Origin of the sequence: Peribacillus kribbensis DSM 17871 (assembly GCF_000430765.1) — a bacterium.
In the GTDB taxonomy this organism is placed as follows: domain Bacteria; phylum Bacillota; class Bacilli; order Bacillales; family DSM-1321; genus Paraperibacillus; species Paraperibacillus kribbensis.
The window spans coordinates 127,849-140,360 of the sequence record NZ_AUMQ01000029.1; the positions used below are offsets into that span (position 1 = coordinate 127,849).

General features: G+C 44.9%; 7 protein-coding genes. All 7 read right to left on the reverse strand.

The genetic code is table 11. The features are described 5' to 3' along the window. Positions 1-15 precede the first annotated feature (15 nt). On the reverse strand, positions 16-486 hold the full coding sequence (gene rimP, locus H539_RS0103980; RefSeq protein ID WP_026692453.1) for a ribosome maturation factor RimP: 471 nt from the start codon (positions 484-486) through the stop codon (positions 16-18). Positions 487-1,412: 926 nt separating this feature from the next. After that, positions 1,413-5,738, reverse strand: a complete 4,326-nt coding sequence (locus H539_RS0103985) for a PolC-type DNA polymerase III (protein ID WP_026692454.1) — start codon at positions 5,736-5,738, stop codon at positions 1,413-1,415. 175 nt (positions 5,739-5,913) lie between these two features. Next, the gene (locus tag H539_RS0103990) at positions 5,914-7,611 is read right to left on the reverse strand and encodes a proline--tRNA ligase (protein ID WP_026692455.1); all 1,698 of its coding nucleotides are present in this window, start codon (positions 7,609-7,611) and stop codon (positions 5,914-5,916) included. A gap of 136 nt (positions 7,612-7,747) precedes the next feature. Next, positions 7,748-9,010, reverse strand: a complete 1,263-nt coding sequence (gene rseP, locus H539_RS0103995; RefSeq protein ID WP_026692456.1) for an RIP metalloprotease RseP — start codon at positions 9,008-9,010, stop codon at positions 7,748-7,750. Positions 9,011-9,039: 29 nt separating this feature from the next. Beyond that, positions 9,040-10,185 (reverse strand): 1-deoxy-D-xylulose-5-phosphate reductoisomerase, encoded by a 1,146-nt coding sequence (locus tag H539_RS0104000; protein WP_026692457.1) that lies wholly within the window; start codon positions 10,183-10,185, stop codon positions 9,040-9,042. Positions 10,186-10,221: 36 nt separating this feature from the next. Then, on the reverse strand, positions 10,222-11,010 hold the full coding sequence (locus H539_RS0104005; RefSeq protein WP_026692458.1) for a phosphatidate cytidylyltransferase: 789 nt from the start codon (positions 11,008-11,010) through the stop codon (positions 10,222-10,224). Positions 11,011-11,396: 386 nt separating this feature from the next. Then, the gene (locus H539_RS0104010; RefSeq protein WP_026692459.1) at positions 11,397-12,173 is read right to left on the reverse strand and encodes an undecaprenyl pyrophosphate synthase; all 777 of its coding nucleotides are present in this window, start codon (positions 12,171-12,173) and stop codon (positions 11,397-11,399) included. Positions 12,174-12,512 lie beyond the last annotated feature (339 nt).

The following is a 12,512-nucleotide window of genomic DNA, read 5'->3' on the forward strand; positions in this document are numbered from 1 at the left end:
CCCTTAATGAATTCCTTAAAAAGTAACCGCCAGTCTTGCCTTTGCCACTTTTTCGTATGGAATTTCCACGGTTTTGTTTCTGGTTTTAATTTTCATTGTAATGGTCACGGTCTCTCCATCAAACGCATCAAGAATGCCCTCAAACTCCTTCAAGCCGTCAAGCGGCTCATAAGTCTTGATGAATACATTCTTGCCGATGGACTTTGTAAAATCCGCCGCCTTTTTTAATGGCCGTTCAGCACCTGGAGAAGAAACTTCTAAAAAATAGTTATATGGAATCGGATCCGTCTCATCAAGCTTCTCGCTCAACCGCTCACTGACCGCGCCGCATTCATCAATATCAATGCCGCCTTCCTTATCAATGAACACTCGAAGGAACCAGTTCTTACCCTCTTTTAAATACTCTATATCCACTAATTCCAAATTCAAATCTTCCAGGATGGGCAGAACCTGCGCTTCCACTATTTCCGTCACTTTATTGCTCAAACTTAATCCCTCCTTATGAAAAAGAAGCATATGATTTGGCTCTTTTTCGCTGTTTACTGCCGCTCTTCCTGCCGAAGCCCTACATTTCTATAAAACCCTTGCATGACGCAGACATACGAAAAGGCCTTTTTTAAAAAATAAGCCAGTATATACAGGCTTATCATCAACAAAGTCAGATAAAGTTATGTAAACAACGAAAGAGTGGGTTTCCCCACTCTCCTTCGCTCTGTCTTAGTATTTCCAATAAAAATATACCATAACCAAAATATTATTGCAAACAAGAAAAGCTGAAAGCGGTGCCTTCCTAAGCAAACTTATTCTTGCTGCATGTTCTGGACAATCCATTATTTATCTTACTAATTGGAAGGCAGAGGGCCGATAAAGAAGACTTGCTGATTGGCGAGCGATAGTGAAGACAGAAGCTTAGTCGCACTTATGCTTAAGCATAAGACGAGCAGGCCGTGAGAAGCGGGTTTCTTCTCATGGACTGATTGGCTTATGACTCGAGGGCCTCAGCTTGAAGCTGGATCACAGAAAAGCGGAGAACGGTGCTTTTCAAGCATAATTGATTGTAAGCTGAATGACACACCTAGCTTTATTTTAACGAGTATCTTATTGAAAAGCAGCCATCCGACAAGCATAAGACAGGGTGGCTGTGGGAAGCGTTCTTCTTCCCATAGACAGCCTGGCTTATTACTCGAGGATGGCAGTTCGCAGCTGGATCACAGAAAAGCGGAGAACGGTGCTTATATGAATCAATTACGCAATTATAACCTGTTTTGACGCAATAAAAATCCATTTCAACGCAATAACTCAAAAAACGGCGCAATTATTGTCCAAACTGCGCAATTCCATTATAAAACACCGCAATCAGCCAAACGGCACAAATTGAACTAAAAAAAGAACCGGTGAAAACCGGTTCAAGTTTAAAACAGTGAAAGCTGGTTCTGGTCTGGCAGTGCTTCGAGGCAGCCCTGCTTGTCCAGATACTCGAGTATCGTTTTGGAAACCTTGCCGCGCTGCTGAAGGTCTTCCTTGGATAGGAACTCTCCTTCTTCGCGTGCCTTGACAATATTGAGCGCAACGTTTGTGCCCAGTCCTGGCAGGGAATTGAACGGAGGGATCAAGGAGTTCCCTTCGATAATAAATTCACTTGCATGCGATTTATATAAGTCTATCTTTTTAAAGTTAAATCCTCTTTCACACATTTCAAGCGCAAGCTCTAAAACAGTAAGAAGGTTTTTTTCCTTGGTGGATGCGTCAAGGCCTTTTTGATTGATTTCATCAATTTTTGCCCTGATGGCCTGGGAGCCGCGGGTCATTGCTTCGATATCAAAGTCCTCTGCCCTAACCGTAAAGTAAGCCGCATAATAAAGGATCGGGAAATGCACTTTGAAATAGGCAATTCTTACAGCCATGAGTACATAAGCTGCCGCATGCGCCTTAGGAAACATATACTTGATCTTTTTACAAGAATCAATATACCACTCAGGCACTTCGTTTTTCCTCATTTCAGCTTCGAATTCTTCTGAGAGGCCTTTACCTTTACGTACAGATTCCATTATCTTAAAGGCAAGGGAAGGATCCAGACCCTGATAGATAAGATAGACCATGATATCATCACGGCAGCCGATAACCTCGCTCAGGTTACAGATGCTGTTGTGGATCAGCTCTTGTGCATTCCCAAGCCAAACATCCGTTCCATGAGAAAGTCCGGATATCTGGACAAGCTCTGAGAAGGTAGTCGGTTTTGTATCCTCCAGCATCTGGCGGACAAATTTTGTCCCGAATTCCGGAATGCCGAGGGTCCCTGTCTTACACATGATCTGTTCTTCTGTGACTCCCAAAGATTCAGGTCCGCTGAAAATCTTCATTACTTCCGGATCATCCGTCGGGATCGTCTTCGGATCAATTCCGCTCAAATCCTGCAGCATACGGATGACAGTCGGATCATCGTGACCAAGTATATCGAGCTTCAGCAGATTATCATGGATGGAATGGAAGTCGAAATGAGTTGTCCGCCATTCGGAAGTTTTGTCATCTGCCGGGAACTGAATCGGTGAAAAGTCAAAGATGTCCATATAATCAGGAACAACGATAATTCCGCCGGGATGCTGCCCGGTTGTCCTTTTAACCCCTGTACATCCTGCGACCAGCCGGTCGACTTCGGCATTCCTGATATGGAGATTATTATCGGAAGCGTAGCCCTTTACATAGCCATAGGCCGTCTTTTCCGCAACGGTGCCGATGGTTCCGGCACGGTATACATACTCCTCGCCGAATAGCTCTTTTGTATAATTATGGGCCCTCGGCTGGTATTCACCGGAGAAGTTAAGGTCGATATCCGGAACCTTGTCCCCTTTAAATCCAAGGAATGTCTCAAACGGAATGTCATGGCCATCTTTTTTGAAGGCAGTTCCGCATTCAGGACAGTCTTTATTTGGAAGGTCAAAACCTGAACCGACAGACCCATCATTGAAGAATTCCGAATGCTTGCAGTTCGGACAGACATAATGCGGCGGCAGCGGGTTCACCTCTGTGATTTCCGTCATCGTTGCGACAAGCGAGGAACCGACAGAACCACGTGAACCTACGAGATAGCCGTCGTTCAATGACTTTTTAACCAGCTTATGGGAAATGAGATATATGACCGCAAAACCGTGGCCGATGATGCTTTTCAGCTCTTTTTCCAACCGGGCTTCTACAATCTCCGGCAGTTCGTCTCCGTAGATGCTTCGTGCCATATCGTAGCTCATCTTCCGCATTTCATCTTCTGCCCCTTCAATTTTCGGGGTATATAGATCGTCTTTGATTACTTTAATGTTTTCCATTTTATCCGCGATCAGGTTGGTGTTGGTAATAACCACTTCTTTTGCCTTCTCTTCGCCAAGGAACGCGAAAGCTTGGAGCATTTCATCCGTTGTCCGGAAATGGACATCAGGAAGCTTATGCCGATTAAGAGGGTTTGCCCCTCCCTGGGAATTGACCAGGATTTTGCGGTAAATTTTATCCTCTGGATCTTTATAATGGACATTGCCCGTAGCCACTACCGGTTTTTCAAGTTTTTCTCCAAGCTTGACGATATTCTCGATGATGTTTTCAAGCGACTTCTCATTGCGCACATATTCCATCTCAATCAGGTGAGCATAAACCTCTTTTGGCTGAATCTCCAGATAGTCGTAAAATTCAGCAATTTCCTCCACTTCCTCAAAGGATTTCTGCATCATTCCCTCAAACACTTCACCCTTGTCGCAGCCCGATCCTATAATGAGGCCTTCACGATGCTTCTGAAGGACAGACCGCGGAATACGGGGAACTCTGTAGAAGTATTCGAGATGCGAGATCGAAACGAGCTTGAACAGATTCTTCAATCCTGTTTCGTTGACCGCCATGAGCGTACAATGGGAAGGACGGGAGCGCTGGTACGCATTTCCCTGGCCCATATGGTCGTTGAACTGGTCATGATATTCAATTTCATACTCCAGAGAATCCTTCAGCATTTTGAGCAGTAAGTAGCCAGTTGCTTCTGTATCATAAATCGCCCTATGATGCTGAGTCAGTTCGATATCGAACTTTTTGGTCAGCGTATTGAGCCTGTGATTTTTCATTTCGGGATACAGGAACCTGCCGAGCTCGAGAGTATCGATGACCGGATTGGCTGCTTTTCCGAAGTTCAATTTCTTATAGCCTACATTTAAGAAGCCCATATCGAAGCTAGCATTATGCGCAACAAGGATACTGTCCTCGGCCCACTCTCTAAACTTGGTTAAAACCTCTCCAACCTCTGGTGCCGAAACCAGCATATCATCCGTAATCCCCGTCAGGTCGATGATTGTAGCAGAAAGAGGATGGTGCGGGTTGGCAAAGGATTCAAAACGATCGATAATTTCTCCATCCTTGATTTTAACGGCAGCAAGCTCGATGATTGTATCGTAGACAGCTGAAAGCCCCGTGGTTTCGACGTCAAACACCACATACGTATCCTCTGCTAGAAGCCGGTGCTGCGGATTATAGGCAATCGGCACCCCATCATTCACAAGGTTTGCTTCTAATCCATATAACACTTTAATATCATTCTTTTTGCCGGCATTGAACGCTTCCGGAAAGCTCTGGACATTTGAATGATCCGTAATGGCGATGGCTCTGTGGCCCCATTTTTTTGCCTGGGCTACCAATGAACTTACTGAAGAAACGGCATCCATGGTGCTCATCGGTGAATGAAGATGGAGTTCGACCCGTTTTTGATCGTCAGGAGCCAAATCCGCCCGGCCTCTCGGTTTAATTTCATTTATATCATTTGCGATCATGACAAGATCCCGGACAAAGGTGTCATTTTGAATGCTTCCCTGCACCCTGACCCACATGCCTTTTTTAATTCTTGCAAGCTGTACGGCATCTTCTTTATCACGCGAGAACATCTTGACAAGAATGGAGCTTGTATAATCAGTAATTTTGAAGGTTAATAGTGTTCTGCCGCTGCGCAGCTCGCGGGTTTCTGCATCGAATACGTATCCTTCTGCAGCGACTCGTCTTTCTTCGTCTATGATTTGTTCGAGCCTGCGGAAATCGGCATCTTCTTTAATTCGGTAGCCGATTACAAGAGGGCCGTCCGCCGCCGCTCCGTCATCTTTCGCTTTTTCGCTTTCCTTCTTCTGCATTTCTACAAGGGCAGCGAGGCCTCTTTCTTGATCTTCTTTCTGTTTCTGCTCTATGAAACGCTGATATTCTTTATTATCCTCTTCAGCAAGTACTTCTGGTTCGACAGAAAACACCGGAAAACCAATGGATTGATAAATATTGGAGATCATCCCGGAATATTTCCTTTTTAATTGGCCAGCCTCTGCATCATTTCTCGCCGAGATGAGGATTTTGTTTCCTGATAGCCTTGGCACCTGTTCATTAAGGAGTGACAGCAGTGCAGGGGAAATCCCATCGATTTCTTTGATGCAATTCGTCCAGTAATCCCTGACAAGTTCTTCTGTAACCTGAGGGTTTAGAACATTTATAGAAAATGAAACTTTAGCAATATGGGCAAAAGCCTGCATCAGCTGAGCTGAAAACCTTGAATATATGCTGCATGGAATCATCTGTTCCAGCAGGAATGTAAAATGCCACCTTTGGGATTCTCTCTCCACAAACAGTTTTTCAATCTGTGCATTATAGAAATACTGCACAAACGCATCGTCGGTTAAATCCAGCTGCTGAAGCAAGAGCTGAAATCTTTCTTTTTTTGGATTAGGATGCTGATCCATTTACTTGTCCCTCACCACCATATAATCTTTTTTAATCAATAGCACAGGTAATTATATCATATTTTCAATGAAGCCATTAAGCTGATTCGTTTGGTTTCGCCTGCCAAATAAACGCAATTTCACGTTATGTAAAACAGAAAAAGACGCGGTTAGCGCCTTTTTCTTTCTGCGTATTTTAGCCTAGGGATTTTTTTAATTCTGAAAGAATGCCGGATTTTTCGATTTCAGCCACTTCACCCGTGCTTCTCACCTTCAATTCGACAATGCCTTCTCCTGCTTTTTTGCCGACTGTAACTCTTACTGGAATTCCAATCAGATCAGAATCGGCAAATTTAACTCCCGGCCTTTCCTGGCGGTCGTCAATCAGCACTTCTATTCCTGCCTTTTTCAAATCTTGATAGATTTCTTCAGAAAGCTCCCTTTGAAGGTCATCCTTCACATTAACAGGGATAATATGGACTTGGTATGGAGCAAGGTCTGCAGGCCATACCAGTCCTCTTTCATCATTGAACTGCTCAGCGACCGCAGCAAGTGTTCTTGATACGCCAATACCATAGCAGCCCATAATCATGGACTGGCTGCGCCCGTTTTCATCAAGGAAGGATGCATCCATGGCTTCGCTGTATCTTGTACCCAGCTTAAATACATGCCCTACTTCAATTCCCTTGGCAAATTTAATGGTTCCATTGCCATCAGGTGAAAGATCGCCTTCCTGGATAAAGCGCAGGTCCTCATATCTTGAAACGGCAAAGTCACGCTCTGGATTTACATTGACATAATGATAGTGCGTTTCATTTGCCCCGCATACACCATTTATAATGGAGTTTATACTGTGGTCGGCAACGATTTCTATATCCTTGATGCCAATCGGGCCTACAGATCCGATTTCAGCTCCGGCGATCTCGGCCGTTTCTTCAGCAGATGCAAGTTCAACAGAGCCTGCCTCAAATAGGTTTTTCAATTTTATATCATTGATTTCATAGTCTCCTCTTACCAGAACCAGGACAAACTGTTCATCCACTTTAAAGAGGAGAGACTTAATGCAGTTTTCAGGCTTTGTATTTAAGAACGCGGAAACTTCTTCAATGGATTTCTGGTTTTCAGTCAGTACCTTTTCAAGCTCCCTGGCAACTTCTCCTGATTTTTCATAGGAAGCTATGACTGGCGCCATTTCAACATTGGCTGCATAATCAGAGGAATCTGAGTAGGCAATCGTATCTTCCCCGATATCGGACAGTACCATAAACTCATGTGTATCCTTTCCTCCCATAGCACCCGAGTCTGCGATGACTGCCCGGAAGTTTAGGCTGCACCGGCGGAAGACAGCAGAATAGGCATCATACATCTTCTGATACACATCATCTAGGCTTTCTGCATTAGAATGGAAAGAGTAAGCATCCTTCATGATGAATTCTCTTCCTCTTAATAAGCCGAACCGCGGTCTTTTTTCATCCCTGAATTTCGTCTGTATTTGATACAGGGCGAGGGGAAGGCGCTTATAGGATTTCACTTCATCCCGGATTAAGCTTGTGATGACTTCTTCATGAGTCGCACCGAGGGCAAACTCCCTCTCGTTGCGGTCTCTCAGTCTCATTAGCTCCGGTCCATATGTATACCAGCGGCCAGATTCCTGCCATAGCTCTGCCTGCTGAAGAGCCGGCATGAGAAGTTCAACTGCTCCTGCATGGTCCATTTCTTCCCGGATGATCGTCTCGATTTTCTGCAGTACACGTCTTGCCAGCGGCAGATAGCTGTATACGCCGCTTGAATTCTGTCTGATAAATCCGGCCCTGAGCAGCAGCTGATGGCTTTTGGTGTCTGCGTCAGCAGGAACTTCCCTAAGGGTCGGGATCAAGGTCATACTTTGTTTCATCTATTCGCACCTCATCTAAAAGCTTTTAGCAAAATAATGAGCAGAGGCTGGGAATGCATCCCGCCTCTGCCCTCAATTATTCTATCATGGTTTTTCAATATGTTCTATGTTTGTATCTCTTTTCAGATATCGCTTTTTATAAGAAGAACCTTTGAATATCATTCCAGGTTACAACAAGCATCAGCAGCATGAGAAGAGCAAAACCGATAAAATGGACGATTCCTTCCTTCTGCCGGTCAAGCGGCTTTCCTCTGACAGCTTCCACTGCGAAAAACAACAGCCTTCCGCCATCCAATGCCGGAATCGGAAGCAGGTTCATGATCCCCAGGTTGATACTGAGCACCGCTGCCCATTTCAGAAGATAAATCACTCCGGATTTAGCTACTTCCTCTGTAGATTTATAAATTCCAACCGGTCCTGACAAGGCATCGATAGAAAATTTCCCGGTTACAAGCTGACCGAGCATCGAGCCAATCTTCGTGGTCCAGAAATATGTTTCAGTAAATCCGGAAGCAGCCACCTTTCCAGGAGACTTCTCAACAGGAGGATAGACCCCTATCACACCGACCTTTTTCTTATCTCGTTCAATTTCCTTCGGAGTCACCGGTATCTCAAGTGTCTTGCCATTCCTATCTACGATAAACACGATTTCCTTGCCTGGATTTTTTTGAATGGTTTCCTGTATGTCTGTCCAGTCCGAGATTTCGTTGCCATCAATTGACTGCACCAGGTCCCCTTTTTTCAGCCCTGAAGAGACCGCTGAACCATCCTTCGTAAGGGTACCGAGTTTAGGGTCATCCACCAGAATCCCTTGGAAAGCACCTATGATCCAGAATAGGACGATAGCGAGGATAAAATTCATCATGGGTCCTGCAAATATCGCCATGGCTCGCTTTCCCAGGGACTTTGAGCCAAACTGCCTGTCATAAGGGACAATCTGGTTTTCTACCCCGTCTTCTACAAGCATGGCTTCTGGATGGACTGAAAAAGTCTGGATTGACTCATCCTCCTCCTCATCCCCATATCCTCGAATGATCAGGTCATGTTCCAGGTCAGAGCTTTCCACCTCTATGACCTTAATGTCGGGATATTTATCCCTGTTGTTTAAGATGATTTTGCTGACTAAACCTTCGCCGTTAAACAGCAGGCCGACACGATACCCAGGCTTTATTTCAGTAAGGTCCATATCTTCTCCAGCCATTTTTACGTATCCGCCGATTGGAAGGAGACGTATGGTATAGAGTGTTTCATTCCTCTTCATAGAAAAGACTTTCGGGCCTATACCTATGGCAAATTCCCGGCAGAGGATCCCGGCCCGCTTTGCAAAGAACAAATGGCCAAGCTCATGAAAAAACACCAGAGCACCAAATATCAGAATGAAGGCAATCACTGTCTGCAATGTCTGCACTTGTTCAACCACCTTTTTATTTAAATAGAGCGGACAAACTCCCTGGTTTCAGTATCTACTTCCCTAATTAAATCCAAACCGGGGTTTTCCGTTTTAGAATGCCTTTTTAATGCTTTTTCAATCATTCTTTCTATATCCAAGAAATCTGCGTGCCCAGATAGAAAGCGGGAAACTGCTTCTTCGTTGGCTGCATTTAAAACCGTCGTCATGGTCCCGCCTGCAACGCCTGCTTCATAGGCATATCTAAGGCAGGGAAATCTTTCAAAATCCATCTCTTTGAAGTTCAGCCGTCCTATTTCTGCAAGATTTAATCTATTTGCCTTTGGAAAAGGAATTCTCTCCGGATATGTGAGTGCATATTGAATGGGTACTCTCATGTCGGGAGTTCCGAGCTGGGCAATGATTGATGAGTCATGGAACTCTATCATGGAATGAATGATGCTCTCCCTATGCTGAAGCACCTTTATTTGGTCATAAGGAAGGCCAAACAGCCAATGAGCTTCAATTACTTCAAGCCCCTTGTTCATCATGGTAGCCGAATCGATCGTAATTTTGGCTCCCATAGACCAGTTGGGATGATTCAAGGCATCCTCAACGGTTACCCCCTCCAGCTCGTCTCTCGTGCGGTCCCTAAAGCTTCCGCCAGAAGCAGTAATAATCAGGTTTTCAATGCTTTTCTCCTGTTCACCCTGCAGAGCCTGAAAGATGGCAGAATGCTCACTGTCCACCGGAAGCAGCCTTACACCTGCATCATTGGCAGCTTTCATAACCAGGTGTCCGGCGGTTACAAGTGTTTCCTTATTGGCTATGGCGATATCTTTTCCTGCTTCAATTGCCTGAAGGGTAGGATATAACCCCACACTGCCCAGAACTGCATTCACGACAATATCGGTCTTTTCATGGCAGGCAGCTTCCACAAGCCCCTCCTCCGAATAAGAAAACGCGATTTCTTCTCCGGCGAATTCCCGCCTAAGTGATTCACAGTCTTCCTTTGACTGTACTGAAACAAATTCGGGAGTAAATTCCTTAATAAACTTCCTTGTCAAACCAAGGTTTTTGCCTGCTGACATCGCAGTCAGCACAAACTTATCGGGATTCATGCGGATAATATCAAGCGTCTGCGTCCCGATTGAGCCTGTTGCACCTAAAAGGCTTATATACTTCAACCATCTCAACTCCTGTAGATAAAACAAAGATCAATATTATATCAAGTGCAGTAAATGAAGAATGGGAAGGACAAATATCAGGCTGTCCAGCCGGTCCAATATCCCTCCGTGGCCTGGCAGGATATTGCCTGAGTCCTTTACACCATAACGCCTTTTATAGGCTGACTGAACCAAATCCCCAATTTGTCCGAATACAGAGATAAATATGGCGATGGCAGCAAGCTTCCCTATGGTTTCCTGCATGTCGGCAGCAAAATAAAAGATGACCGCCACCAAGATTCCGCAGATTATTCCCCCGACTGCACCTTCTATGGTTTTATTCGGGCTGATTTCGGGCCACAGCTTCCGCCTTCCAAGGGCACGTCCCACAAAATATGCCCCTGAATCGGTTGCCCAGATCACGAATAAAGCAAAAAAGATATACACCAGTCCCATTTCCCGGGTCTGGTAAAAGTAGAAAAATCCCATCCCTACATACAGGACGGCTAACATCATAAAACCAGCATCATCAAATGTGTACTTATTTTTGGTTATGACTGTAAATGTCAATAGCAGAAGCACCAGCAATAAGATTATTTCAAATTTTGAATAGTTTATATCCTTCAATGTATCGTACGCAGAAGGAGGGAGCAGCACTACCCACAGGCCTGCAAAAGAAAGCAGCGCCGGGATGCTGACAACCGAGAGCTTCCTCATTTTCAAAAGCTCATATAAACCAATCGTTCCTAGCAAATAGGTAATCAGCAGCAGCGGCCACCCGCCCCAAATCACGATGGGCAGAAAAATGGCTGCAGCCACAACCCCTGTAATAATCCTCTGTCTCATAAAACCCTCACCTTCATAGAAAAACGGAGGTATCCCGTTTTGCCCCGACAAGCACAAGACAGACGGGCCGTGGGAAGCGTTCTTTCTTCCCATGGATCGGCTGGCTTGTGACTCGAGGGGCAGGATACCGGAGTTAGACAATTTAGAAAAGCGGAAGTGCCTTGGTCTGACCCCTTTGCCACAAGACAAGCAGACCATGGGAAACGGGTTTCCTTCCCGTGGACGGTTTGGCTTGTGGCATGTGGGGTCAAGGCACTGCAGCTGGACAAATAGAAAAACGGAGGTATCCCGTTTTGCCCCGATTACGGTGGCAGGATACTGGAGTTAGTCATTTTCGCTGCCCTTCGGAGGCCATGCAGGCGCTCCAGCTGCGTAAATGAGGTCTGTCACACTCCGCCGTATCTTCTGGACCGTTTTTGAAAATCAAAGACAGCCTGAAGCAAATGCTCTTCACTAAAGTCTGGCCAATATACGTCAGTGAACCATAATTCCGTATAGGCAAGCTGCCAGAGCATAAAGTTACTGAGCCTGATTTCCCCGCTGGTCCGGATCAGCAGATCCGGTTCAGGAAGGCCATCGGTCATCAAATAATTGGAAAACAGCTGTTCATCCAGCTGATTTTCATCTATTATACCATTCTTGATATCTTTGAAGACCTCTTTCATTGCCAGCATGATTTCAGCACGGCTGCCATAATTCAATGCAAAGTTTAAAATCATCCCGGTATTTTCACTGGTATCTCTTATTGCTTTTTCTACCGCATTAAGGGTATGTTTCGGAATAGCTTCCTTTTGGCCGATCATCTGAACCTTTACGTTTTCTTCGATCAGCTCAGGAAGAAAGGTACCCAAAAACTCTTCCGGCAGTTTCATGAGATAATCGACTTCAAGCTGCGGTCTTTTCCAATTTTCAGTGGAAAAGGCATAGACAGTCAATGTTTTGATCCCAAGATTGCTCGCCAGCTTCGTAATTTTTTTTACGACCTTCATTCCCTCATGGTGTCCAGCAATGCGCGGCAGGGCCCTTTTCTTTGCCCATCTTCCATTGCCGTCCATGATGATGGCAACATGATCCGGCACAGGCAGCTTCTTTAAATCAGCTATCTTGTCCGCTATATTTATAGAATCACTTTTATTTTTCCAGCGTTTTAAAAACATTTCCATCCTAAGTATCCCCCATTGAATTAACTCCTAATATGTTGCCGGCAGAGTAATTTCAATATGTATTCACTTATAAAAATTTTTTTACTTCTGCTATATCGGCTGCCCTTGATTAGTAATGCGAGCCGGAATTTTTATAAGCCTGTGTCATTTTGGAGAAAGCCTTCCAAAATGAATCTACTTAATAATATCAAAAAAACGCAGAAACTCCTATTATTAAAGGAAAAATGATTTTACCAGCGAGGGGGCAGCCTGATCCAGCCGGTCCCCATGAAGACGGCCAGGTTACAATTATTTTATACAAAGCAGCTGTCTGCTTAGAACTACCCGTGAAAAATAAAG